Origin of the sequence: Sinomonas terricola (genome assembly GCF_034931225.1) — a bacterium.
GTDB lineage: Bacteria > Actinomycetota > Actinomycetes > Actinomycetales > Micrococcaceae > Sinomonas > Sinomonas terricola.
Window position 1 is genome coordinate 36,727 of sequence record NZ_JAYGGQ010000016.1, and the last position, 25,422, is coordinate 62,148.

Annotated in this window: 20 protein-coding genes and 1 pseudogene; 17 read left to right on the plus strand and 4 right to left on the minus strand. The window is 70.1% G+C overall.

Translation table 11 applies throughout. The features are described 5' to 3' along the window. Position 1: 1 nt before the first annotated feature. The 11 genes from cobA to SPF06_RS18200 all read left to right on the plus strand — a co-directional run bounded on the left by cobA (position 2) and on the right by SPF06_RS18200 (position 12,652). Positions 2 to 1,114, plus strand: a complete 1,113-nt coding sequence (cobA, locus tag SPF06_RS18150; RefSeq protein WP_323280546.1) for a uroporphyrinogen-III C-methyltransferase — start codon at positions 2 to 4, stop codon at positions 1,112 to 1,114. A gap of 37 nt (positions 1,115 to 1,151) precedes the next feature. Further along, complete coding sequence (locus SPF06_RS18155; protein WP_323280547.1) at positions 1,152 to 2,324, plus strand: uroporphyrinogen-III synthase; 1,173 nt, start codon at positions 1,152 to 1,154, stop codon at positions 2,322 to 2,324. A 107-nt stretch (positions 2,325 to 2,431) separates the two neighbouring features. Beyond that, positions 2,432 to 3,160: a deoxyribose-phosphate aldolase gene (gene deoC / locus SPF06_RS18160; RefSeq protein WP_323280548.1), complete on the plus strand. Its 729-nt coding sequence runs from the start codon at positions 2,432 to 2,434 to the stop codon at positions 3,158 to 3,160. A gap of 18 nt (positions 3,161 to 3,178) precedes the next feature. Next, complete coding sequence (locus SPF06_RS18165) at positions 3,179 to 3,412, plus strand: hypothetical protein (RefSeq protein ID WP_323280549.1); 234 nt, start codon at positions 3,179 to 3,181, stop codon at positions 3,410 to 3,412. Between the two features lie 251 nt (positions 3,413 to 3,663). Continuing rightward, positions 3,664 to 6,318: a GMC oxidoreductase gene (locus SPF06_RS18170; protein ID WP_323280550.1), complete on the plus strand. Its 2,655-nt coding sequence runs from the start codon at positions 3,664 to 3,666 to the stop codon at positions 6,316 to 6,318. A gap of 39 nt (positions 6,319 to 6,357) precedes the next feature. Beyond that, positions 6,358 to 8,457: a hypothetical protein gene (locus SPF06_RS18175; RefSeq protein WP_323280551.1), complete on the plus strand. Its 2,100-nt coding sequence runs from the start codon at positions 6,358 to 6,360 to the stop codon at positions 8,455 to 8,457. Next, positions 8,373 to 9,410, plus strand: a complete 1,038-nt coding sequence (locus SPF06_RS18180; protein WP_323280552.1) for an alpha/beta hydrolase — start codon at positions 8,373 to 8,375, stop codon at positions 9,408 to 9,410. Before SPF06_RS18175 ends, SPF06_RS18180 begins: the two co-directional genes overlap by 85 nt. Continuing rightward, entirely contained in the window at positions 9,407 to 10,372 is a 966-nt protein-coding gene (locus SPF06_RS18185; RefSeq protein WP_323280553.1) for an acetoacetate decarboxylase family protein, read from the plus strand. The genes SPF06_RS18180 and SPF06_RS18185 overlap by 4 nt, the downstream gene beginning before the upstream one ends. Then, a complete protein-coding gene (locus tag SPF06_RS18190) occupies positions 10,369 to 10,851 on the plus strand; it encodes a hypothetical protein (RefSeq protein WP_323280554.1) in 483 nt (160 codons plus the stop codon). The genes SPF06_RS18185 and SPF06_RS18190 overlap by 4 nt, the downstream gene beginning before the upstream one ends. Next, positions 10,848 to 11,306 (plus strand): hypothetical protein, encoded by a 459-nt coding sequence (locus SPF06_RS18195; protein WP_323280555.1) that lies wholly within the window; start codon positions 10,848 to 10,850, stop codon positions 11,304 to 11,306. Before SPF06_RS18190 ends, SPF06_RS18195 begins: the two co-directional genes overlap by 4 nt. Next, positions 11,303 to 12,652, plus strand: a complete 1,350-nt coding sequence (locus tag SPF06_RS18200; RefSeq protein ID WP_323280556.1) for a patatin-like phospholipase family protein — start codon at positions 11,303 to 11,305, stop codon at positions 12,650 to 12,652. Before SPF06_RS18195 ends, SPF06_RS18200 begins: the two co-directional genes overlap by 4 nt. Before the next feature lie 434 nt (positions 12,653 to 13,086). Here the strand turns inward: SPF06_RS18200 and SPF06_RS18205 are convergent, their stop codons facing one another. Then, complete coding sequence (locus tag SPF06_RS18205) at positions 13,087 to 13,305, minus strand: hypothetical protein (RefSeq protein WP_323280557.1); 219 nt, start codon at positions 13,303 to 13,305, stop codon at positions 13,087 to 13,089. Positions 13,306 to 13,880: 575 nt separating this feature from the next. Then, a complete protein-coding gene (mfd, locus tag SPF06_RS18210) occupies positions 13,881 to 17,537 on the minus strand; it encodes a transcription-repair coupling factor (protein ID WP_323280558.1) in 3,657 nt (1,218 codons plus the stop codon). Positions 17,538 to 17,662: 125 nt separating this feature from the next. Here mfd and SPF06_RS18215 point away from each other — a divergent pair. The 4 genes and pseudogenes from SPF06_RS18215 to nhaA form a co-directional block, all read left to right on the plus strand. Then, positions 17,663 to 18,073 (plus strand): annotated as a pseudogene (locus tag SPF06_RS18215) (VanZ family protein); the annotation flags it as partial. A gap of 105 nt (positions 18,074 to 18,178) precedes the next feature. Beyond that, positions 18,179 to 18,682: a DUF2505 domain-containing protein gene (locus SPF06_RS18220; RefSeq protein ID WP_323280615.1), complete on the plus strand. Its 504-nt coding sequence runs from the start codon at positions 18,179 to 18,181 to the stop codon at positions 18,680 to 18,682. Continuing rightward, a complete protein-coding gene (locus tag SPF06_RS18225; protein ID WP_323280559.1) occupies positions 18,682 to 18,906 on the plus strand; it encodes an SCO4848 family membrane protein in 225 nt (74 codons plus the stop codon). Before SPF06_RS18220 ends, SPF06_RS18225 begins: the two co-directional genes overlap by 1 nt. A gap of 149 nt (positions 18,907 to 19,055) precedes the next feature. Continuing rightward, positions 19,056 to 20,384, plus strand: a complete 1,329-nt coding sequence (gene nhaA, locus SPF06_RS18230) for a Na+/H+ antiporter NhaA (RefSeq protein WP_323280560.1) — start codon at positions 19,056 to 19,058, stop codon at positions 20,382 to 20,384. 76 nt (positions 20,385 to 20,460) lie between these two features. Here nhaA and SPF06_RS18235 read toward each other — a convergent pair whose 3' ends face one another. Next, entirely contained in the window at positions 20,461 to 21,414 is a 954-nt protein-coding gene (locus SPF06_RS18235; RefSeq protein ID WP_323280561.1) for a hypothetical protein, read from the minus strand. Positions 21,415 to 21,473: 59 nt separating this feature from the next. After that, complete coding sequence (locus tag SPF06_RS18240) at positions 21,474 to 22,190, minus strand: sortase family protein (protein ID WP_323280562.1); 717 nt, start codon at positions 22,188 to 22,190, stop codon at positions 21,474 to 21,476. A 440-nt stretch (positions 22,191 to 22,630) separates the two neighbouring features. Here SPF06_RS18240 and SPF06_RS18245 point away from each other — a divergent pair, with 440 nt between their 5' ends. Both SPF06_RS18245 and SPF06_RS18250 read left to right on the plus strand, forming a co-directional pair. Next, the gene (locus tag SPF06_RS18245) at positions 22,631 to 23,959 is read left to right on the plus strand and encodes a glycosyltransferase (RefSeq protein ID WP_323280563.1); all 1,329 of its coding nucleotides are present in this window, start codon (positions 22,631 to 22,633) and stop codon (positions 23,957 to 23,959) included. Positions 23,960 to 24,003: 44 nt separating this feature from the next. Next, entirely contained in the window at positions 24,004 to 25,407 is a 1,404-nt protein-coding gene (locus tag SPF06_RS18250) for a lipopolysaccharide biosynthesis protein (protein WP_323280616.1), read from the plus strand. Positions 25,408 to 25,422 lie beyond the last annotated feature (15 nt).

The following is a 25,422-nucleotide window of genomic DNA, read 5'->3' on the forward strand; positions in this document are numbered from 1 at the left end:
CATGCAGCTCGAGATCAGCCTCGAGGGAACCCCCGTCGTCCTGCTCGGCGAGGCGGACGCCTCCCGCCAGGCGGTCCTGCGCTACCGCCGCGCGGGGGCCACCCTCGCCCACTTCGACTCCCCCGCCGCGTTCATGGCCGCCGTCGCGCTGCCCGCGCGCCCCGGGCTCGTCGCCGTCGTCGGCTCGCCGCAGTCCCCTGGGAAGGCTGCGCACGACGGCGAGTGGGCACCTGTGCTCGACCACTACCGCAGCGCCGGGGTGCCGGTCGTGCGAGAGCCCGCAGCCGGGCCGCGCGGGCACGTCACCCTCGTCGGTGGCGGGCCCGGCTCGCGCGGGCTCCTCACCGTCGACGCGGTCGAGGCGCTGCGCGACGCCGATGTCGTCCTGTTCGACCGGCTCGCGCCGTGGCGCGAGCTCGAGCAGCTCACGACGGCGCAGCTCGTCGACGTCGGCAAGCTCCCCGGGCACCACAAGGTTCCGCAGGACAAGATCAACGCGCTGCTCGTGGAATACGCCAAGGGCGGGCAGGGCGGCGGGGGCGGGAAGGGCGGCGGGGGCGGGCTTAATAACGGCGCTAACGTCGTTCGACTCAAGGGCGGCGACCCGTTCGTGTTCGGCCGCGGGGGCGAGGAGGCGCTCGCGTGCGCCGAAGCCGGCATCCCTGTGCGCATCGTCTCGGGCATCTCGAGCTCGATCTCCGTCCCCGCAGCCGCGGGCATCCCGGTGACCCACCGCGAGGTGAGCCACTGCTTCACCGTGATCTCGGGCCACGCGCCGCTCTCGGCGGCCGAGCACGAGCACCTCGCAGGGCTCGGCGCCGCTGGTGGAACGCTCGTCGTGCTCATGGGCGTGGCGAACCTCCCCCATCTCGCGTCGGGCCTGCGCCGCGCCGGCCTCCCGCTCGAGACGCCGCTCGCCGTCGTCGAACGCGGCTACCAGGCGGGCCAGCGCACCACCGTGACCGAGCTCGGCCGCGCAGAGGCGGACACTGCGACGTGCGGCAACCCGGCCGTGATCGTGATCGGCGACGTCGTCCGGCTCGCCGGGCTCGCGAGCGGCGCGGCGGGGCGCAGCGAGCTACGGGACCTCGCCGCCTCGTTGCTCGATGCGTGACGGCGGCCGGAAGGACAACGAAGGAAGTGAGGCTCTCATGAACGGAGCAGCGGCGGTCATGGACACCCGTGAAGCTCCCACACCCGGGGAGCTCGAGACGGTCCTCAAGGGGTTCCGGGTCGGCGTCACGTCGCACCGGCGCGCCGAGGATCTCATCGAGGCCCTCGAACGTCGCGGGGCCGAGGTGCTGCACGCGCCCGTGCTCACGATCGCGCCCGTGGGGCAGGATCTGGGCGTCATCGAGGACACGCAGCGCACGATCACGGCACGTCCGGACATCTGCATCGTCACGACGGCGTATGGGATGCGCCGGTGGCTCGAAGTGGCAGACGCGGCCGGCCTCGGGGAAGACCTCGTCGACGTCCTCGGCGCCGCCGCCCTGTATGTGCGCGGGCCCAAGGCCCGAGGTGCCGTGCGGGCGGCCGGGCTCGCCGACGTCGGCATCTCGAACGACGAGACGACGGCGACCCTCGTCGACCTCGTGCTGCGCGACGCGGGTGGGCGGCTCGACGGGAAGCGCGTGGTCATCCAACTCCACGGCTACACGGACGCGTCGCAGCTCGAGCGGCTGCGCGCCGCCGGCGCGGAGCTCATCACGGTCACGCCGTACCGCTGGGTGCGCCCCGACGGCGAGGACCGTCTCGAGGCGCTCATCGCCGCAGTGTGCGCGGGAGACCTCGACGTCGTGACGTTCACGAGTGCCCCCGCCGTGGACGCCCTGTTCAGCGCGGCCCACGAACTCGGCATGCACGCCCAGCTCGTCGCAGCCTTCCGGCAGCGTGTCGCGACCGCCGCCGTCGGGCCCGTCACGGCCGCCCCGCTGGAGGCCGCGGGACTGCGGCCCTGGGTTCCCGACCGGTTCCGCATGGGAGCGCTCATCAAGCTTGTGACGGACAACCTCTCGCGCCGCCAGACGCGGCGGCTTGAGACCCCCGCGGGGCCGGTCGAGCTGCGCGGCCGCACGATGACCGTCGCAGGAGAGGAGCTCACGCTCGCGCCGGCGGCCATGCTCCTCTTCCGTGCGCTCTTCGACGCGGGAGGTGCTGTGGTGCCCCGCGACGCGCTCGCGCGGCTGCTCTCGCAGACCGGATCGAGCCATGCGCTCGACATGGCGGTGAACCGGCTGCGCAGCGGGCTTCCTGCCCCGGACCTGATTCAGACCGTCGTGAAGCGCGGATACCGCCTGCGGGTCGAGCGCAGCAGGGTCTGAAGCAGAGTCTCCTAGCGCGCCGCCGGGTCGCGGCATCATCGCATGAGTGGCATGGCGGCACGGCGGAGTGTGCCACGATGGGGTCAACCGATCGAAAGGACCCCGCCGTGTCTCCCGAGTCTGCGTCTTCTGGGCCTGCGTCTTCTGGGCCTGCGGCCCTTAGCCCCGCCGACATCGCCGGCTTCATCGACCACACGCTGCTCAAGCCCACGGCGAGCGAGGCGGAGATCCTCACGCTGTGCAGCGAGGCCGTCGAATACGGCTTCAAATCGGTGTGCGTCAATCCGCGCTGGGTCAAGACGGCCGCGAAGGCACTGCGCGGCAGCAAGGTCCTCACGTGCTCGGTCGCCGCGTTCCCGCTCGGCGCGACGCCGACCGACGTCAAGGTCTACGAGGCGCGCGGGGCCACGCTCGACGGCGCGGACGAGGTCGACATGGTCATCGACATCGCGGCGGCCCAGGCCCTCGACCGCGGCGCCCTCGTCGACGACATCCAGGCCGTCGCAGAGGCCGTCCACGGGAGCTCCTCGATCCTCAAGGTCATCATCGAGGCTGCGCTCCTCACCGACGAGCAGAAGGTGCTCGCGTGCGAGGCGGCCGCCGAGGCGGGCGCGGATTTCGTCAAGACGTCGACGGGCTTCAACGGCGGCGGGGCCACCGCCGAGGACGTCGCGCTCATGCGCCGCACCGTGGGGCCGCACATCGGCGTCAAGGCGTCCGGCGGGGTGCGCACCCTCGAAGACGCGCGGGCTATGATTGCTGCGGGTGCCAACCGGATCGGCGCAAGCTCCGGCGTGGCCATTGTCACCGGCGGCTCCGGCTCCGGAACGTACTAGCACGGCAAGGGAGACAGCATGGCCGAGAACGCCACCAACCAGCCGGTCGAGAGGGAGAACCCGCTCGCCGGCAGCATCATCATCTTCGTGGTCCTGATGGCGCTGTTCATCGTGGGCCTCGTGCTCGTCTCTTTCCTCGACCTCACGACGACGTGGCCCATGGCCGCTCTCATCGTGGGCTTCGCCGCGGCGTTCTTCATCCCGATGACGTTCCTCGGGCGCTCGGACTCGGGCAGCGAGCACCGCAACTAGTCCTCTCACGCAGCACAGCGCACCTTCCGGGGCGCGATCGGAGCACCTCCGCATCGCCCTTCCGAAGGTGCGCTGTTGCGTTAACAACCGTCTCGTGAGCCTCAGCTCTAGCGCGGAGCCTCCGCGGACCGGATTATTAAGCCACCGCCCGTATTGAGTAAATCCAAACGCTGGACAATTGTGTCCCGCGATGCGACCATGTCGTTGTCATCGCGCGGGCACGCCGGCCTGAACGGCCCGCTGCGTCAATCATGGTCGAGAGGAACGCCATGGTCGGGCTGGCACCTTCATCACTCCGTTCAAGCCGGCACGAGACCGTGGACGCGGTCGTCGTCGGATCGGGATTCGGGGCCTCCGTGGCGGCCCTTCGCCTTGCGGAAGCCGGCCACTCGGTGGTCCTCATGGAGCGGGGCCGCCGCTACGGCCCGGGGGACTTCGCGCGCTCCCCCGCACAGATGGGGCTCAACTTCTGGGACCCCGACCGGCAGCTCTACGGACTCTTCGACGCGTGGACCTTCCGCGGGCTCGAAGGCCTCGTCTCGGCGGGCCTCGGCGGCGGCTCCCTCATCTACGCGAATGTCCTCCTCCGCAAGGACGAGAAATGGTTCGTCCGGGAGTCCCCCGTGCCGGGCGGTGGCTACGAGAACTGGCCGTTCACGCGGGCCGAGCTCGACCCCTACTACGACCGGGCCGAGCAGATGCTCGCGCCGGTCCGCTACCCGTACCAGAACACCCCCAAGACCGCGGCGATGGAGGCCTGCGCGACAACGCTCGGTCTCGACATCCAGCGGCCGCCGATCGCCGTCACGTTCTCGCCAACCCCGGGCGGCGCACCGCGCACCAACGCCCCGCTCCCGCCCGCGCCGTACGGGAGCGTTCACGGCCCCGACGCCGTCCGCACCACGTGCACCCTGTGCGGCGAATGCGACCTCGGCTGCAACGCGGGCGCCAAGAACACCCTCGACCACACGTACCTCTCGGCGGCCCAGCATGCGGGGGCCGATCTGCGGACCCTCCACGACGTCCGCGGCATCCGCCCCGTCGCGGGAGGCTACGAGGTGCGGTACGTCGTGCACGATCCCGAGGGCGCCGGCGGGCTCCTCCTCGAACGGATCATCCGCTGCCGCCGCCTCGTGCTCGGCGCCGGGACGTTCGGCACGAACTTCCTCCTGCTCCGCAACCGCGGCTCGCTCCCCGGGCTCAGCCCGATGCTCGGCACGCGCTTCAGCGGCAACGGCGACCTCCTCACTTTCGTCCTCGACGCGAAGACCCCGGGCAGCGACGGCGAGAAGCCGCACGTCCGCACGCTGTTGGGGAGCAGCGGACCCGTGATCACCACGGCGATCCGCGTCCCGGACACGGTCGACGGCGGGACCGGCCGCGGCTACTACGTCGAGGACGCGGGCTACCCCGCCTTCATCAACTGGCTCATCGAGACGGCACAGTTCAGCAGTGCCGCCGAGCGGACCGCGAAGGTCGCGTTCCAGCTCCTCAAGGACCGCCTCTTCGAGGCCCGCCGCTCCAACATCTCCTACGACCTCGCCGCCGCCCTCGGCGACGGACACCTCTCGGCCAGTTCGCTTCCGCTGCTCGGCATGGGGCGGGACGTGCCCGACGGCGTCATGGGCCTTGCCGACGGGAAGCTCGCCGTGGACTGGACCGTCGCGACGTCCGAGCAGTACTTCGCGCGCGTCCGCGGAACGATGGAGGACATCGCGGGGCAGCTCGACGGACGCTTCGTCGACAACCCCCTGTGGTGGGCCAAGCGCGTCATCACGGTCCACCCCATCGGCGGCGCCCCGGCCGGGGAGAACGCCTCGTCCGGCGTGTGCGATTCCTACGGCGAGGTCTTCGGCTACCCGGGCCTCTACGTCATGGACGCGGCCGCGATGCCGGGGCCCGTCGGGGCGAATCCGTCGCTCACGATCGCGGCCTTCGCCGAGCGGGCGTGCGAGCGCCTGCTTACGTCGGCGTCGTCGTCTGCTTCGCCGTCTGCCCACGCGGGTGCCGGCGCAGACGCGGCCCAGGCGCCGTCGTCGTCCGCCTCGCCGCCTGCCCGCCCGGGCGCCGCGGGAGGCACGGACGGCGCGGCCGCCTCGGGCCAGCCGGCCCCGCTCGGGCCGAGGTCCCTCGCGCCGGACGCGACGAAGGGCCTCGGCGCCCGCCGCGAGCGCCCTGGAACACCCCTCGACGGCGCCGCGCACGAACGGCGCGAGCCCGCCGGTGCGGCAGCGCCCGCGGGGGCGACGTCCGTGGCCTTCACCGAGCAGATGCACGGCTGGTTCAGCCCCGAGGCCAAGGACCCGGACGCGGGCAGGAGCCTCGGGCGGGAGCAGGGCCGAACGGTCATGTTCGAGCTCACGATCACCGCGCCAGACATCGAGAGGTTCGTCGCGGACCCGGCCCACCCGGCCGTCGCGACGGGGTACGTCGTGGCGGACCAGTATGGCGGGCGCCTCCCCGTCGAGCGCGGCTGGTTCAACCTGTTCGTCGACGACGGCTCGTTCGGCGGGCGGCCCGCGCGGCGGATGCTGTACCGGCTGTGGATCCGCGACCCGGGCGGGACGAAGCTCACGTTCACGGGCCACAAGCTCGTCCGCGACGACGGCGCGCTCAACCTGTGGCGGGACACGAGCGTCCTGTACGCGACGTTCCTCCGAGGGCACGTGCCCCCTCCCGCGGACACCGCGCCCGGCGCGGAGGCAGCTCCCGGCGAGACGCACGACGTCGTCGGCGCGGGCATCCTGCACATCAGGCCCGCGGACTTCGCGAAGCAGCTCACGACGTTCCGCACGACCGGCCCTGCGGGAGCCGAAGCGCTCGCGACGTTCGGCCGCTTCTTCCTCGGCCAGCTCTGGACCGTGTACGGCCCGGGGGCCCGCCGCTCCCCGTCGGCGCCCGCCTGATCCGGCCGCCCGAGCCAGCTCCCCCCGAAAGGCAGACCCATGAAACTCAAGGAGCTCGCGGCGCATTCCGCCGAGCTCGGCTTCACCCCCCAGCAGGCGGTGCGCTGGCTCGCCCCCGTCTCGCTCAGCAGGACGGCGCTCAAGGTCGCCGCCGCGACGCTCTTCGCCGCGTTCGGCGACAAGCGCGAACTCGAAGGCGCCCTCCCCGGCCCACCCCTCCTGCTCGACCGGCTCCCCCTCCCGGGCAGGCCGGCCCAGCCGATCGACGGCGAGCCCGGCGTCGGGCTTCCTCAGACGGAAGACGAGACTGCCCCGGCCCCACGGATCGTGCGGCGCGAGGGCGAGGACCTGTGGCTCGACTTCGCCGCGGACCTCGGCGACGGATTCGACGCGACGTATTCGATCGCGCTCCTCCTCGCCCAGGACGCACTCGACGTCGACGGCACGCAGCTGCCGCGCGGCGCCGTCCTCGTCCTCGGGGGCGACGAGGTCTACCCCGTCGCGTCGGCCAAGGGGTACGAGGACCGGACAGTCGGACCCTACAGCGCGGCGTTCCCCTTCTCCCCGCACCGCGTGCTCGCGGACTCGTGCCCACCCGCGTCGGTCATGATCGCCCTCCCGGGAAACCACGACTGGTACGACGGCCTCACGTCGTTCCTGCGCGTCTTCACGCGCCAGCACAGCATCGGCGGGTGGCGGACCATCCAGTCGCGCAGCTACTTCGGGCTCCGCCTCACGGGCGGCCGCGGGCACCCCGGCTGGTGGCTCGTGGGCCTCGACAGCCAGCTCGGCCAATACATCGATGAGCCCCAGCTCGAGTACTTCTACAACAACGTCACGACGAAGCTTCAGCCCGGGGACGCGATCATCCTGTGCCTCGCGTCCCCCTATTGGGTCCATGCGACGACGCCTACCGCGGACGAGTTCCGGCAGATCGACTTCTTCGAGCAGGACTACCTGCGGCGGCGCTTCAACCCCGAGACCGGCCTGTTCGAGGAGACCGGGGCGTCCGTGCGCCTCTGGCTGAGCGGCGACCACCACCACTATTCGCGCTTCGAGTCCGCCGGTTCTGCGGAAGCCGGCCATGGCGGGCCCGAACCTGGCGAGCCCGAGCAGCTCGTGACGTGCGGGCTCGGCGGCGCCTACCTCGCCGAGACGACGTGGGTGCCGCGAGAGCTCGCCCTGCCCGCGCCGATCACGGCCCCCGTCTCGGCATCGGTGCTGCCCTCGGGCGGGCGCGGGGCCCGCGACGGGGACACGCGACGCTTCGTCCGCACCTCCGCGCTGTACCCGGACGACGACGAGTGCCCCAGGCTCGTGCGCCGGCTCGCCAATCCGTTCTCGCGCTTCTGGCTTCCCATCCGGAATCCGGGGTTCGGGCCCCTGCTCGGGCTGTGGCACGCGGTCGCGTTCCTCATCCTGTGGGCCGTCGCGAGCGGGCTGCGGGGCGAATCGCTCCTCGGGAACCTCGAGGGTATGGCGCACGACGGCGTACCCGCCACCGCGATCGTGGGCGTCGGCATCCCGCTCGCGGCGCTCGGAATCCTCGCGATCGTCACGGGCGCGCTCGATCGCGGCCGCGGAGCCGTCCTGACCTGTGCGCGCTGCGTCCTCTTCCAGATCGCGGCCCTCGGCCTGAGCGCGACGATCGTCCTGCTCGTCACGGGCCTCGCGGGGCTCCCCGGCCCCGTCGCGGGGCCGCTCGCGCTCGTCATCGTGTTCCTCGGCGGCTGGACGTTCGGGAGCGAGGGATTCGCGCTCTTCATCATCGGGACAAAGGGCCCGAGCGGCGTCGCGTCGTGGGCGATGTCCGGCCAGGCGGTCGAAGACCACAAGGGATTCCTCCGCATCCGGCTCGCGCCCGACGGCACGGCCACCGTCTACCCGCTCGTCGCCGACACCGTGTGCCACGAATGGGACCTCGAGCCCGACGGCGCGGGGGCACGTCCCGTGCCGAGCGGCGGGCTCCCCCGCCTCCGCCTCCTCGAGGACCCCATCACCGTTGCCCGCGAAGCTACACAGGAACCCCGAGCCGCGAGGGAAGGAGCGAAGCCATGGGCATCACCCGCGCAGACCACGAGACGAGCGTCATCCCGTTCCGATCACGAGACGACCGCCCCCTCAGCCTCGTCCATGTGACGTCCCCGGCCACACCGTCGAAAGGGCCGGTCCTGCTCGTCCACGGCGCTGGCGTCCGTGCCGAGCTGTTCCGGCCGCCGGTCGCGACGACCCTCGTCGACGTGCTCCTCGAGGACGGCTGGGACGTGTGGATGCTCAACTGGCGGGCGTCCATCGATCTCGCACCAGTGGCCTGGACGCTCGCCGATGCCGCCGTGTATGACCACCCGGCCGCCGTCGACCGCGTCCTCGCCGAAACCGGCGCCGAGACGCTCAAGGCGGTCATCCACTGCCAGGGGTCCACGTCGTTCGCGATGTCGGCCGCGGCGGGCCTGCTCCCGCGCGTCGACACGATCGTTTCGAACGCCGTCTCGCTCCACCCCGTCGTGCCCGCATTCTCGCGATTCAAGATCGAGCGGCTCGCGCCGCTCGTGCAGCGCTTCAGCCCATTCCTCTCGCCAGCATGGGGAAATCGCTCCGAAGGGTATTTCAGCCGGGCCGTGCGCGCGATCGTCAAGGCGAGCCACCACGAATGCGACAACACCGTGTGCAAGCTTGTGAGCTTCACGTATGGGAGCGGGCGGCCCGCGCTCTGGCGGCACGAGAATCTCGACGAGACGACGCATTCGTGGATCAAAGGCGAATTCGCCGAGGTGCCGCTCAGCTTCTTCACCGAAATGGGCCGCTGCATCAGGGCGGGCCGCCTCGTGACCGTCGGGAACCACCCCGAACTCCCCGACGACTTCGGTGCCCAGGCGCCACGCACCGACGCGCGCTTCGCGCTCCTCGCAGGCCTCGAGAACCTGTGCTTCCTCCCCGAAAGCCAAGAACGCACGTACGAATTCCTCTCGCGGCATCGCCCCGGCCGGGACACGCTGCACCTCATCCCCGGCTACGGGCACCTCGATGTCTTCTTCGGATCCAACGCCTGGCAGGACACCTTTCCGATCATCGTCAAGGAGTTGAACTCATGAATTCCCTCGCACGGTTCCTCGCCCCGCTCCTCAGGCTCACGCCGTCGACCCTTCCCGAACGGCAGAAGGAGCTCCGAGGCCAATACGCCTCCGGGGACGGCATCGAATTCGTCTTGCCCGTGAATTCGCATCACTCCCCCGTCCTCATGGCCGCGTTCCCCATCAACGCGAAGGCGGCCGCGGCCCTCCTGCCCGGGAAGGAGCTCCATCCCCTCACCCTCGGGGGAAAGGGCGTCCTCATGGTCACGATCGTCAACTACGAATCCACGGACATCGGGAAATACATCGAATACTCGCTCGCGATCGCCGTCACGCACGGGCTCAAGCCGCGCCCGCCCCTCTTGCCGTTCGTCTTCCAGAAGAGCATGGGCATGGGACAGTTCGTCGTCGATCTCCCGGTGAGCACGGAGATCTCCGTCAAGGGAGGAAAAGGCATCTGGGGCATGCCCAAGCACCAGGCCAACCTCGATTTCGTGATCGATGAGAGGACCGTCTCAGCCCAATACGATCTCGACGGAAAGCTCGCCTGCTACGTCGAGATCGAGAAGCCCGAGCCCACGGGGCTCCCGCTCAAGATGGCGGCCTCCAACTATTGCGCGTTCCGCGGGATGCTGTGGAAGTCGGACATCTATTTCGAGGCCGTCGCCGATGTCGCGCTCGGACGCCAGGCCGAGGGACGGATCGTGTTCGGCGACTCGCCGCGCGTCGCCCCGTTCAAGACGCTCGGCGTCGGGAGCCGCCCGCTCTTCACAGCGTGGCTCCCCCAGACCCACGGCGTGCTCGACGACCATTTCGAGGCCTGGTTCCTCACGGCCGAAAGCCACGAGGCCCTCGCATCGCTCGACGGCGGCGAGACTCTTGAGAGCGTCGTGGGCCTCGGCAAGAGCCAGAAATGGCTCGCGCCGCCCGACCGCTCGCTGACCGCCGGAGACCGGGCCGCGGCTGAAGGGCGGGCGTCGTGAACTGGGTCCTGCTGTTCGTCGAGCTCTACTTCCTGTTCGGGGCAACGATGTACGTCGGCACCATGTGGGTGCTCAAGTGGTTCCTCTACCCCACGTGGCGCTCGCTCGACCGCAGCAACGTGGACATGCACTTCGGCGTTCCGACCAAGCGCGCCACGGCGTTCTTCACCGTCGTCGTCCCCATCATGTTCCTGGCCGGCGGCGCCATGATCTGGGCCGAATGGGGCACGACGCGCATCATTCCGGCGATCGTCTGCGAGGCGGGCATCATCGCGCTCACGATCGTGGGGCAGGGCCTCATCATCCCCATCAACATCAAGATCCGCGGCGGCGACTTCGCGGACGACAACGAGCTCCGCAGCCTCCTCATCCGGTGGATGATGCTCAACGACATCCGCTTCTACGTCTCGACGCTCACGTGGCTGTCCATGGTGTGGATCCTCGTGGCCCGGGGCCACCTCCTGGGGTCGTTCGCATGAGCACGGCGGATCTCCCGCGCACCGTGCCAGGCCGGAACGGCCGCGGACTCCTCGCGTGGGCCTCGGCTGACCCGCTGCGCGCGGTCCTCGCGGCGATCGCCGTCGTCACCATCGTCTCCGGTGCGGCGCAGATCCCGCTCGGCGACGTCGTCCTGCGTCTCCTCGGCGTCGCCCCTGGACTCGTCGAGCGGCAGCTCTTCGGGACCATCGGGATGTTCATGATCATCGTCGGCGGGCTCCTCCTGCACACGCTCGCGACGTCGACCGCCAACCGCCCCGTGCTCCTGTGGTGCGGCCTGCAGAAGGTCGGCGCGGCAGCCGCCGTCGGCATCGGCGTCGCCACCGCGGCGTTCGCCCCGCTCGCCCTCGGCGTCGCCTCCTTCGACTTCGTCACGGGGATCCTGTGCCTCGTCTACCTGAGGAAGCTCCCGCGCGCGGGGAGGCTCCCCTCATGAAGCGCTCGCTCGTGCTCGCGGGAGGCGGGATGCGGGTCGCGTGGCAGGCCGGCGTCGTCCGCGCGCTCTCCGAGGAAGGCATCGCATTCGACCACATCGACGGATCGTCCGGGGGAATCCTCGCCACGGGGATGCTCCTCTCGGGGATCTCCCCCGAGGAGATGTGCGCCCGCTGGTCGAGTCTGGACGTGAGGGATTTCAGCTCGGCGCTTCCCCTCGGCGACTATCTCAAGGGGCCCGGGGCCCTCCCCGCCCTCGGCGACGCGGACGGGATCCTGCGGAAGGTGTTCCCGGCGCTCGGGATCGACGCTGACCAAATCCGGCGCCGCGCCGCGCTCCCCGGCGCCATCGAGGGAACGTTCAACGTCGCCGAATTCACCCGCAAGGTTGCCCACGCGATCGACGCCCGGCACATCGACGCCGAGCTCATGGCAGCCGGCATGTCCCTCCCGCTCTTCGTCACGCCGCTCGAGCGAGACGGCCAGGTCTGGACCGACGCCGTCTGGATGCGCGACGCCAACGTCCGCGAGGCGCTCCGGCGCGGTGCGGACGAGGTATGGCTCGTGTGGTGCATCGGAAACTCCCCGTACTGGGGCGACGGGCCGTTCGAGCAGTACGTGCACATGATCGAGATGTGCGCGATGGGCGCCCTGCTCGCCGACTTCGACGAGGCCGCCTCGTCGGGCCGCGAGTTCGTGCTCCACGTCATCCGGCCCGAGCATCCGCTTCCCCTCGACCCCGAGTTCTACCTCGGCCGCATCGACGCGGATGCCCTCATCGGCATGGGGTATCGGGACGCGCGAGCCTACCTCGACGCGTTGCGGCCCGGCGGCGTCCCGCACGACGAGTCCTGCACCGCGATGGTCGATCGGGTTCCCGGCGTCCGATTCAACGAGTCCCTCCACGGCACTGCGGGCGGGCATGAGCTCACGGTCCGGGTCACCCTCGTGGTGCCCACGCGCGACGGCACGCAGGCGCCCGAGGTCACGGGGTACGTCGACTTCGCGCCGTTCGGCTCCCGCGTGTTCCTCGCCGACGGGGCCGTCGAGGCCGACGGCGGGCGTGTGTCCTACCGTGGGCGCGTTCGCGTGGACGGCCCGTGGGAGGAGTTCCGGCTCACGCGGACGTTCGACGACGGCGCGCTCGACGGGTGGCACGACGCGCGGCATGCGCGGCTGGAGGTCGGCGGGCGCGTCGCGGTCGACGTCTCGATGGGCCTCGGCGACGTCGCAGCGCTCCTCGGCTCGGTCGAGCCCGTCGGGGTGCACGGGATCGCAGACCGCGCGGCCGCCGTCGCGGGCTTCGCGGCGCGCGGGCTGCGCGAGCTGTTCGGCGCGGCCCCCTGACCCAACCCCTGGCCACCTCTCGGTGACGCGAGGCCACCTCTCACCGCCCCCTGGCCACGTCTCGGCGTCGTCTGGCCACCTCCCACCAACCCCTGGCCACCTCTCGGCGTCGCGAGGCCCCTTTAGCTTGCCTGTGGATAACTTCGACGGCGAATCTGAAAACCGTGCAAGCATGGCCCATGTCCATCGCACCAGATTCCGCCCATTCTCTGTTGTCACGACCCTTCACCGCCGCGGAGGCCAGCGAAGTAGGCCTGGACTATCGAGACCTACTTCGGGAAGACGTCCGGCACCTGAGCCGAGAACTCTATGGACCCGGAGGCGAGGTGCCTTCAGTGGCCGACCGGCTGCGGATTCACCTGGCCGTTGCGCCGAACGCATGGGGTTCACATAGGACCGCCGCCGCAATCCATGGGCTCTGGCTGCCAGAAGGCTCATCCGATCATTCGCGCCTGCATATCAGCAGGTCGGCAGAAGGCCAACGTGTTCGTCGAAAGGGGGTCGTTGGTCATCGCACGCGTATCTTCCCCGATGAGATTCAAGAGCTTGACGGCGGGCTGCGGGTCACCACTCCCGCCCGAACCTGGCTTGATCTCGGCCTCGAACTCGGTCCCGTCGCGCTCGTAATCCTCGGTGACCAGCTCATTCGACAACCGAGAATCGCCTTCGAAGGACGGTCTACCCCTTACGCGAGCAGAACGACCCTCACCGAGATGCTCAAAGCGCACCCAAATATGGGCGGTGTCGCGAAGTGCCGGGAAGCCCTCGCGGATATGAGAGTTGGAGCAGATTCAGTGCCCGAAACTCTCCTTCGCTTGAGCCTATTGGCGCACCACCTTCCCGAACCAGAGCTCCAAATTCGACTTAACCCATCGGATCCGTATTCGCCAAGTGGCGATCTTGGGTATCGGAATATACGAGTTGTCATTCAGTACGACGGCGCACATCACCTTACCGAAGAACAGCGACTCCGCGATGCACGCCGGGACGGTGCCTTCCGCGCGGCGGGCTGGACTGTCATCATCGTGACGGCGGCCGACGCCCGAGACGACTTTGCGAGGGTGAGATCGGAGCTGCGTGTCGCCATGGCGAAGCGTGCAGCCTGACTTCCGGGTCCGCGCCTGGATTGTCGCAGCGGCGAGAGATGGCCACGCGTGGGCGAGACGTGGCCGGGCGTGGGCGAGACGTGGCCAGGCGTGGGCGAGACGTGGCCACGGGTTGGGGTGGGTCAGTCGGTGAAGAGCGCCGTGACCACCTGATCGGACCAGTCGAGGATTTCCTTGTCCGCGAGATCGCGCCCGCCCACGGGCGCGCTCTTCGGCTTCGGGATGAGCACGGCGTTGAGCGCCGGCTTGTACTGCGCCCCCTTGTACACGCGCGTGAGCCGCATCTGCTTCGACTCCGGCAGGTCCGCGGGGGCGAACCGCACCATGTTCCCCTGGAGCGCGACGTCGGTAAGCCCCGCCGCGCGGGCCCGGACCCGGAAGCGGGCGACGGCGGCGAGGTTCTCCACGGGTGCGGGTGGCTCGCCGTAGCGGTCGGTGAGCTCGTCCATGACCTCGGCGATGGCGCCGTCGTCGTTCGCCGCCGCGAGCTTGCGGTAGGCCTCGAGCCGGAGCCGCTCCCCGGGAACGTAGTCGTGCGGGAGGTGGGCGTTGACCGGAAGTTCGATCTTCATGTCGGCGGCCTTCTCCTCGGCCTCGCCGCGGAAGTCCGCGACGGCCTCGCCGACGAGCCGGATGTAGAGGTCGAAGCCCACGCCCGCGATGTGGCCGGACTGCTCGCCGCCGAGCAGATTGCCCGCGCCGCGGATCTCGAGGTCCTTCATCGCGAGCTGGAGGCCCGCGCCGAGCTCGTTGTGCGCCGCGACGGCCTTGAGCCGCTCGAGCGCGACCTCCCCGAGGGGCTTCTCCGACGGGTACAGGAAGTATGCGTACGCGCGCTCGCGGCCACGGCCCACGCGCCCGCGAAGCTGGTGCAGCTGCGAGAGGCCGTAGGAATCCGCGCGGTCCACGATGAGCGTGTTCGCGTTCGAGATGTCGAGGCCGGTCTCGATGATCGTCGTGCACACGAGGACGTCGAAACGCTTCTCCCAGAAGTCGATGATGATCTGCTCGAGGCGGTGCTCCGACATCTGTCCGTGCGCGACCTCGACGCGGGCCTCGGGCACGAGCTCGCGGATCGACGCGGCCATCTTGTCAATCGAGGAGACGCGATTGTGCACGAAGAACACCTGCCCCTCGCGCATGAGCTCGCGGCGGATCGCGGCCGAGACCTGCTTGTCCGTGTAGGGGCCCACATACGTCAGGACGGGGTGCCGCTCCTCGGGCGGCGTCGCGAGCGTCGAGGTCTCGCGGATCCCGGTGAGGGACATCTCAAGTGTCCGCGGGATGGGCGTCGCAGACATCGCGAGGACGTCCACGTTGGTGCGCATCTTCTTGAGCGCCTCCTTGTGCTCGACGCCGAAGCGCTGCTCCTCGTCCACGATGACGAGGCCGAGGTCTTTGAACTCGACCTCCTTCGAGAGAAGCCGGTGCGTCCCGATGACCACGTCGACCGCGCCGCTCTTGAGCCCGTCCACGGCGTCCTTCGCCTCAGAGCCGGTCTGGAATCGGCTCAGGGCCTGCACTCGCACGGGGAAGCCCGAGAAGCGCTCCGAGAACGTCTCGAAATGCTGCTGCGCGAGCAACGTCGTGGGCACGAGGACCGCGACCTGCTTGCCGTCCTGGACGGCCTTGAACGCCGCCCGGACGGCGATTTCGGTCTTGCCGTAGCCGACGTCGCCCGAGACCAGCCGGTCCATGGGCACCTCACGCTCCATGTCCGCCTTGACCTCGTTGATGGTCGTGAGCTGGTCTGGCGTCTCGACATACGGGAACGCCTCCTCGAGCTCGCGCTGCCACGGCGTGTCCGGACCGAACGCGTGCCCGCGGGACGCCATGCGGGCCGAGTACAGCCGGATGAGCTCCCCCGCGATCTCCTTGACGGCCTTCTTGGCCTTCGACTTCGTCGCGGCCCAGTCCGCGCCGCCCATCTTCGAGAGCGACGGCGTGTCCCCGCCCACGTAGCGCGTCACCTGGTCGAGCTGGTCGGTGGGCACGAAGAGCCGGTCGCCCGGCGCGCCGCGCTTCGAGGACGCGTACTCGAGGACGAGGTACTCGCGCGTCGCAGCCCCCGAGCCGCTGCTTCCAGCCACTTTCCGCTGCACGAGCTCCACGAACTTCCCGATCCCATGCTGCTCGTGGACGACGAAGTCCCCTGCATGGAGCTGGAGGGGGTCGACGGCGTTGCGGCGGCGCGAGGGCATCTTCCGCATGTCGCGGGTCCCCGAGGCGCTCGCGCGGCCGAGCAGATCCGCCTCCGTGAGGAGGCCGAGCTTGAGGCCATCGAGCACAAAGCCCTTGCCCGCCGTCGCCGTCGTGATCTCGATGATGCCCGGCTCGGGAGCGCCCTCGAGGCCCTCGAGCCGCGTGCACGGGATGTCGGCGTCGTGGAACAGCTCGGCGAGGCGCTGGGCCGGGCCCGGCCCGTCCGTCGCGACGACGATGCGCCACTGGTCCGCGACCCGCGAGCCGATGAACTGCATCATCTCGGCGACGTCGCCGTGGTAGCCGCGCGGCTCGCGCGCCGCGATCGAGAGCGTGTCGATGTCGAGGACGGTCTCCTCGTCGACGCCGAGGGACGTGACCGACCACCACGAGATGGACCGGCCGAGCGCCGCCTCCCGCGTGTCCGCGAGCGACGCGAAGCTCGCATCCTCGAGGCGGCCCGCGTGCGCGGCCGCGTCGCCGCCGGACGCCCCGGCGACGCTCAGATCCAGCGGTGCGGCCCCGCCGTCGGACGCCGTCGCCCACGCGGCGGCCAGGAATTCGTCGTTCGTCGCGGCGAGGTCGTGGGCGCGGGTGCGCACCTTCTCGGGCTCCATGACGAGCGCGACCGACCCCTCGGGGAGCTCGTCCACGAACGGCACCATGGCGTCGACGAGGAGCGGCGCGAGGGACTCCATGCCCTCGACCGCAATGCCGCCCGCGATCTTCTCGAGCATGTCCTCTGCCGCGGGGAGCGAGCCCTTGAGCCGCGCGGCGCGGCTCATGACCGATGGCGTGATGAGCAGCTCGCGGCACGGCGGGGCGAAGAGCGACGACGGGTGGTGCACGTGCGGGCCAGTGAGCGAGCGCTGGTCGGCGACGGCGAACCAGCGCAGCTGCTCGACCTCGTCACCGAAGAACTCGACGCGCACGGGGTGGTCTTCCGTGGGCGGGAAGACGTCGATGATGCCGCCCCGCACCGCGAACTCGCCGCGGTGGGTCACCATGTCGACGCGCGCGTAGGCCGCCGCAGCGAGCGAGCGCACCACCTCGTCGAACGGGCGCTCTTGGCCGACGGCGAGCGAGACGGGCTCGAGGTCGCCGAGGCCCGCGACGAGCGGCTGCAGCACCGCACGGATCGGGGCGACGACGACGCGCAGCGGCTGCGCGCCGTCGTGCGCTGGAAGCTCGGGGTGCGCAAGGCGACGAAGGACGGCGAGGCGGCGCCCCACGGTGTCCGAGCGCGGCGACAGGCGCTCGTGCGGGAGGGTCTCCCAGCTCGGGAAGAGCGCCACGGAATCCGATGGGAGATACGCGCCGAGCGCCGCGACGAGGTCTTCGGCCTCGCGGCCCGTCGCCGTCACGGCGAGGACCACCGCGCCGTCGTCCGGGACGCATTCGAGGATCTCGGCGACGATGACCGGGCGCATGCCCGCCGGCGCCGCGACCTGGAGGTCCTGGCTGCGCCGTGCAGCGGGCTTGGACGCATAGTCGCGGAGCCTCGCGACGGTGGGGTCTTCGGCCACGGCACGGCGGAGCCCCTCGAGCGATGCGGGTCGTAGCACGTCGACAGACACGTGATTCCTCCAGGCCAACGCAGACGTCAGGGCAGCACAGAAACCCGGAAGCTCGTGGGAGTCCGGGGATGCACCTAGCCTATCGCGAAGGCGCCAGCGCGTCCCGGCCGGTAGCATGAGCCGAGATGAACCCGCTCGCCCCCGCTGCCCTCCGGCCCGGTGCCGTGTGGCTTGCGGGCGCGACGTACCTTGCGTTCGTCGCCGTCGTCGTCTTCTGGCCGACTCCCGTGGACCGGCCCGCCTCGGGCACCATCTCGCAGGCCTTCGCGTGGCTCCATGCCCACCACGTTCCGGCCTGGATCGGCTACGCGCTCCTCGAATGGCTCGCGAACGTCGCCTTCTTCGTCCCGGTCGGGGCCATCGGCGTCCTCCTGCTCCGGAACGCTGTCAAGCCCCTCGCGGCAGCCGTGCTCGCCGCGGCCGGGACGGGGTGCGTCCTCTCGACGGGCATCGAGCTCACACAATGGCTCGCGCTCCCGGAGCGCACGGCCTCGGCGATGGACGTGCTCGCCAATACAGCCGGGGCCCTTGCGGGCGCCGGCGGGGCGGCCGCGGTGTCGTCATGGACGGCCAAGCGCCTCCGCCGGACCTCTAGGATGGTGGGTGCCACCCTCCCCGCCAGGCCAGATTGGAAGGACTCCATGGCGCTCGAAGCAAACACCACCCTCAACTACCCCGTCGACCAGGTCGCCGCCGTCTTCGCCGACGAGGCGTTCCAGCGCCACGTGAGCGAGCTCGTGGGCGGAAAGCTCGAATCCTTCACGGTCGACGGCGATGTCGCCGGCGCATTCAGGGCCACGGTGATCCGCCAGGTCCCCACGGGCCGCCTCCCCGAGATCGCGAAGAAGTTCGTGGGCGAGTACCTCAACGTCACACAGGTCGAGACGTGGACCGCGCCCGACGCGGACGGCTCGCGTCAGGCGGACATCACGGTCAAGGTCGCGGGCGCCCCCGTGGACGTCGCGGCGGTCCAGCGGCTCGCGGCCGACGGCGGGACCACCCGCATCGAGCTCACGGGCACCGTCTCGAGCTCGGTCCCGTTCCTCGGCGGCAAGATCGCCGAGGCCGCCGAGCCCATGGTCGGCAAGGCCCTCAACCTCGAGGCCACGCAGGCGGCCGCGTGGCTCGCGGGCGAGATCGCCTGATGCAGCTTCCCGCTGGCCTCTCCTGGCTGCTCGTCGTGGCCGGGGTCTGGAGCATCGTCGTGTGGCCGCAGTTCCTGCGGCGTGTCATGAAAGACCCCCGGGCTCGAGATGACTCCGGCCGCGCGACGCGTTTCCTCATGGTGCACATCTACCTCGTGGCGATCTCGGTGACGCTCGGCGTCGCGGTCGCGGTCGTCGGGGTACGGACGCTCGTCGCGGGCTAGCTCCATCGACTGCTCTGTAACTGTCGTTCTGGACGTTCAGAACGACAGTTACGGAGCAGTCGATTTTTCGGGCACTAGAATTGATGGCGAGGTGTGCCGGGAAGCCTGGTCGGCGTCATTCGATAGACCCCCCAGACAGCAGGAGCCGCATGCCCAGCCCCGAGCACTCACCCACCCCACCTGGAAGCTCCGCCCGCCGGTTCCTGAGCCTCGCGCGCGGCAGCTACCCCGAGTACCGGCGCATCGCCGAGATCCTGCGGCGCGAGACCGTCGGCGGAGCCTTGCTCCTCGCGGCGACCGTGGTGGCGCTCGCGTGGGCTAACTCGCCGTGGTCGTCCGGGTATTTCGCGCTGCGAGAGCTGCGGCTCGGCTACGCGCCCTGGCACCTCGACCTCACGCTCGGCGCATGGGCGGCGGACGGCCTCCTCGCGATCTTCTTCTTCGTGGCTGGCCTCGAGCTCAAGCGTGAATTCGTTGCGGGCGACCTCCGGAGACCGGCGACGGCGATCGTTCCCGTCGTCGCCGCGTGCGGGGGCGTCGCGATGCCCGCGATCCTCTTCGCGCTCCTCAATCTCGGGGCGGGCGGCGCCGCGCTGCGCGGCTGGGCCGTGCCGACGGCGACGGACATCGCGTTCGCCCTCGCCGTCCTCGCGGTCATCAGCACCCACTTGCCCGCGGCCCTTCGGACGTTCCTCCTCACACTCGCGGTGGTGGACGACCTGCTCGCGATCGGAATCATCGCGATCTTCTACACCGACGGCCTCGATTTCGCGGCCCTCGGGGTCGCCGTCGTCCCGCTCGCGGCCTTCGCGTGGCTCGTCCAGCGGCGCGTCCGCGCGTGGTATTTGCTCGTGCCGCTCGCCGTCGCGACGTGGGCGCTCGTTCACGCGTCCGGGATCCACCCGACCGTGGCTGGCGTGCTGCTCGGCTTCGCTGTGCCGGTTCGGCCCCAGGCCGGTGCGAGATCCGAGGAGGCTCCCGGCCTCGCCGAACGCTTCGAGCACCGATTCAGGCCGCTGTCCGCGGGCGTCGCAGTTCCCGTCTTTGCCTTCTTCTCGGCTGGCGTCGCCGTCGGCGGGCTCGACGGGCTGGGGAGCGCGCTCGCCGACAGCGTCGCGGTCGGAATCGTTGTGGGGCTCGTGCTCGGGAAGGCGATCGGGGTCTTCGGCGCCACGTGGCTCGTGACCAAGACCCGGCACGCCGATCTCGATCCGGACGTCGCATGGATCGACGTGTTCGGCCTCGCGCTGCTTGGGGGCGTCGGCTTCACGGTCTCGCTCCTCGTTGCGGAGCTCGGCTTCGGGGCCGGGTCGCCCCACGACGAGCACGCAACCGTCGCCGTCCTCGCGGGCTCCCTGACCGCGGCGGTGCTCGCCGCCGTCGTCCTTCGCGCTCGGAATCGGCACTATCGGCGCGTCGACGCGGCAGAGAATGTCGACCAGGACGGCGACGGCGTGCCGGACGCGTTCACGCCCTGAGCGCAGGGACCTCGATGCCCGGGCGTGCCGCCGCCCCGGCCGAGGCAGGGGCGGCAGTCTCCCAGATCAGTTGTCGCTAGACGTGGCGCCCGCGACGTCGGTTCCGGATGCCCGGGCCGAACGCGCCGAGGAGGAGCAGGGCGCCGGAGGCGAAGAAGAGGTTCGAGACGGTGAAGTCCGGAGCCTGGACGCCCGCGGCCGTCTGGGCGCGGAGGCTGACAAGGCCCTCGCCGCCCGCGGCTTGCTGGACCTGCACCTGCTGGGCCGCGGTCGTCGATGCGGCCGCGGCGCCGGCAGCGGACGACGGCGCCGGATCCGCGGCGCTCGGGGAATCCGTCGACGACGGGGCACCTGCGCCGGGCAGTACCGCAGGTGCCGCCGCCGTCGGGGACTTCCCGGGGTCCGACGACGGGGACGACGGATCGGGAAGTTGGGCGGCCTCGGTGGGCGCCGCAGAGCTGGCCGCAGGGCTCGACGGCGGGTCGGATGGCGCGTTGGACGGGGGGGCCGGATCACTCGGGACCGGCACGCTGGCAGGGTCGCTCGGCGCGGGAGCCGACGACGGCGGCGCACTCGGCGCAGGGTCGCTCGGCGCCGAGTCACTGGGAGCGGGCACGCTGGCCGGCGCACTCGACGTCGGGTTCGTGACGGGAGTCGCGGTCGGGCTCGGCGATGGGCTCCCCTGCGGCGCAGCGCAGCCGTTCGCATAGAGCGCCTGACCCGCGGCGTCCCAGTTCTGGCCCGGCACGTCGATGACGGTGCCGTTCTTCTCGGTGTACGTGAAGGGAGGGTAGACGTCGTTCGAGTACAGCGTGCGCGAGCTCGCGACAGATTCCTTCGAGGGCGTGATGAGCACGTAGGTGTGGGCGGCGGAGCCCGTGAGGTGGCAGACCGGGATGGAGTTGGCATCGGCGGCGCCCGGGGCGGCAAACGCAGGGCTGGTCGCGATTCCGGCGCCCATGAGGGCCACGGCACCGGCCACAAACAGGCCGCTCGCATATTTCGTGGAGAGCAGGGACATCGGCTTCATGCTGCTCGCCTCCTTTCAGACTCGGGTACCGGAGCCAAAGCCCCCGGCAAAGCAAAATGTCACGTGCACTGACCGCAACGGAAAGTCAGCAGAACAATCTGGGCGTCCGGATTCCCGTAATTGCACGAGAAGGCGACGACGAGGCAGGGGTCATTCGGGAAGGCGAATTCCTGTGTTTTGTCGACGACCTTCCGGCTGTCGAGCGAGCAGGAAATCACGCGCCCGTTGGCGTCGGCGAGAGACGCTGGCTGGCCGATGGCCCAGCCCGGATAGCTGAGGCGGTTGAACGGGAACGTCGCGTCGGTGCACAGCCTCACGCCGGCGTGGCACGTGTGGGCCGCCAGCACAACGGGGCGGACAGCCCCGCCCTGGCCGGTCCCCTTGAGCCAGTGCGCCACCGGATCGAAGTTGTTCGCGTCGAGGACGGGATCGACGAGCTGGCCTGCGCTCCAGTCCGCGGGAACGACGTCGACCGAGAGTCCCGCGGCTGGCCAGGAGAACTTCGTGGGTGGCATCGCGGCAGCAAGCGTCGGCGAAGACGTCGGCGTGCGCGACGGCTCGGGCGTCGACGACGAGCGTCCGCCGAAGGCGGTCGAAGCCGAGGGCCCAGACGCCGTCGTCGGAACGGGCGTGGAGGTAGGGGATGCCGAGGGCTCCGGGACCGAGACGGCCAGCTGCTGTGCCACCTCGGCCCGGAGCTGCTCGTGCGCATCCAACCCCAGCTGATGCGCGACGGCAGTCGCCGCGAGCGCGGCAGCGAAGCCGAAGGTCAGCATTCTGATTGCCGTCCGACTCCTCCGCTGCTCGGCTGCCCGCTGCATGATGCACCCCGACTCCCATTCCCGAGACGCCGCGGGCGAATTTCCCGCCCGCGGACATTTCCGGGCCCGAGAATTCCCAGCAATCCCCGTGGCCCGGACAATTCGGCTGAATACCGAACTTCACATATCCAGTACAGCCGCCGGCAAGACGCAGGTCATCAGTAGTCGGTACTTGGCTTATGCGGCGCCTGCCGAACGCCACCTCTGGGGAGTACGCGGAATCGACGGAGCGAATACGCGGGTGGACTACTTGTGGCCTTGCGGAGCGCCCCAGCAGTACGTGGGTGGCTCGGGTACGCAGACACCCGCCGAGGGGCTCAGTTGACTACTTGCACGCGCCGCGGAGCCGTACTCGGGCGTCATCAGGGCCAACGACTGCCATCACCCGAATCCCCGTGGCGGAGGACCCGTTTCGGATGGCTCTCCTTGTCCACCGCGACGGCAGATCCGACCGTAGGAGCAGGGGCAACCGCGTCGTCTACGGCGCCGGGGATGGAGGGGTGCGTGCGATGAAGCTTCTGTACATTACGGAGGACATGCCCAATCGCGATCCCGTGTTCGGCGACGGGAGCTCGATGATTCCCTTCGAGATCCTGCGAAACCTGCCGGACGATGTGGCAGTCACCCTCCTCACCTATGCCGGGCCTGTGGGACTTCCGGACGAATTGCGAGACCGCTGCGAGGCGGTCCACGTCGTGGCGCCGCGCCCACGCAGCCGGGCGATGGCGAGGTCGGTCTTGGGCCTCAACGGGCTGGGGATGCACGAGCGCGACACCGCAGAGGCGGTCTCCGCCTCCGCGGAACTGTCCGCGCAGAACGATGCCACCCTCATCCACGGTCCCCACGTGCTGTTCCTCGCCCGCCACCTTTCCGGTCCGCTGGTACTGCAGACCGTGGACCCATGGTCGATCAGGACAGGGATGGACAGAGCCCTGGCCCCGAGGATCTTGAGGGCGGCCTACCGTCTTCGGGAATTCCAAGCGCTACGCGCCGAAGGCCGCCTTCCCGCCCGCGCGCGCCTCCTCACCGTGGGGGCGCAGGACGCGCTTGATTGGTCCGAGCGCCTGGGGCGCCGTGTGAGGAGCATCCCCAATGGGGCGGAGCACGCCGTCCGCCCGGCCTCGAGGCCGGGGCCGCCCGTGGTCTGCTTTGTCGGCAGCCTCAACTACGGTCCGAACATTGACAGCGTCAAAGTCTTGATCGGCAAGATCGCCCCGATGGTCTGGGAACAGGTTCCCGAAGCGAAGTTCGTCGTCGCCGGCCGTCAACCCGATTCCGGAATACTCGACCTGTCAGGACCCCTTGTGGAGGTCTTGGCGAACGTTCCCTCTGTCGTGGAGGTATTCCACGGCGCCGACGTGGCGGTGTTCCCGGACGAACATGGAGTGGGGATCAGGAACTCTGTGCGCGAGGCGCTCGCCGCGGGCACCCCGGTGGTGGCGACGCCGGTGGCCGCCCGCGAGCAGGAACCGCACCCGATGCTGTTCGTCGCTGAAGACCCGGATGAGCTCGTTGCCCTCGTCGTGGATCGGCTGACGGCATCACGGACGGAATCAGGGAGGAACACAGCGAGTCCATACGACGCGGAGCGCGGAACCGCCGCAGTCCGCACGTGGAAGGACGCAGCCAGGGAGTACATGGAAGAGCTCCGGACGGCGATCGGCGACAACGACCTCGGCGTGCAGCACCCCATACCTCCGCGATCGGGAGCCTCGGCACGATGACCTACGCTCCTGAGGATCTGGCCCGGGCCGGCGCCCGGGGAGTCATGTGGCAGGGATTCGCCTTCGCGGCAGGGAAGATGGTCGTCCTCGTCACGATCGTCGTGCTGGCGCGCATTCTGTCTCCCCATGAATACGGCTTGGTGGCGCTGGCAACAGTGCTGATGGCGTACGTGGAAACCATCGCGGACGCCGGAATGGCCCAAGCCTTGGTCTACCTGCCGCGCACAGGCGAGGTGGCCCGGTCCGCGCTCTTGATCTCGCTCATGGTCGGGGTGTCCTTGGCATCTGGGGCCTTCCTTGCGGCGCCCTTGATCGCAGCCCTCTACAACGTCCCCGAGGTCGCTCCGCTGATGCGGGTCCTGGCAATCTCACTGCTGGCCACGTCGTCGGCCGCTGTCCCGGAGGCGCTGCTTCGCCGAGACCTCCTTTTCCGACGGTTGACGGCGGCCCCCATGATTCGCGCGGCCGTGACCGGCGCGGTGTCTCTGTCCTTGGCTTTCGCCGGCGTCGGCGCGTGGTCGCTCGCGATCGGAACGTCGGCAGGCTCCGCGGCCTACGCGGTCTCATGCTGGCTGCTGCTCCCCGGGCAGCGGCCGTGGCAGATGTGGCGCGTTCGCAAGGACGCTTTGCGCGCCAACCTCAATTTCGGGGCGCCTGTTGCCGGAAGCACCCTGCTGGCCCGGCTGATTTTCGATGTCGACTACCTCATCATCGGCCTGTTGCTCGGCACTCAGGCGCTGGGTTTCTACACTTTGGCCTTCCGCTTGCCCGAGATGGTCATCATCAACGTCTTCTTTGTGCTCTCGACCGTGATGTTCCCGCTCTACACCCAGGTACGCGGCGACCGCGAACTGCTCCGCAGCGGCTACCTGAAGAGCGTGCGGCTCCAAGCCCTGTATGGGGTCACAGCCGGCGTGGGACTCGCGGTTGTGGCGCCCGTGCTCGTGCCGGTGCTTTTCGGCCCGCAGTGGAAGGACGCCGTCGTGCCGCTGGTATTCCTGGCCCTGTATGCGGCGGCACGCTCCTTGGGCGCTGGGGCCAACGACATCTACAAGGCCCTCGGAAGGCCGGGGCTCTCCATCGGCATCTCGCTCGTGCGACTCGTCCTTCTGGTTCCGTGCCTGCTGTTCGCCACGCAGTGGGGCATCATCGGCGTCGCCTGTGCGCAGATGATTGTCGCCGTGGTGTTCGCCTGCGGGATGCAGATGGCGGCGGCCCACGTCATCCAGCTGCGGGCACGCCAACTGCTGCGCGCCGTCGTGCCCGGCCTGGTCTGCGGCGCTGCTGCGGCGCTGGCCGGGCTGGGCACGTTGGCCCTTCCGCTTTTGGGCGGGGTGACGACGACCATCCTCACCGTCGCCGCGGGCGTCGCCGTGGCCTACGGCGTCCTTCGGTGGGGCTTCCCAGGCCTGCACGACGAGCTCCTCCAGTTGGCTCGCCGGCGCTGACCGGTGGCAGTCTCC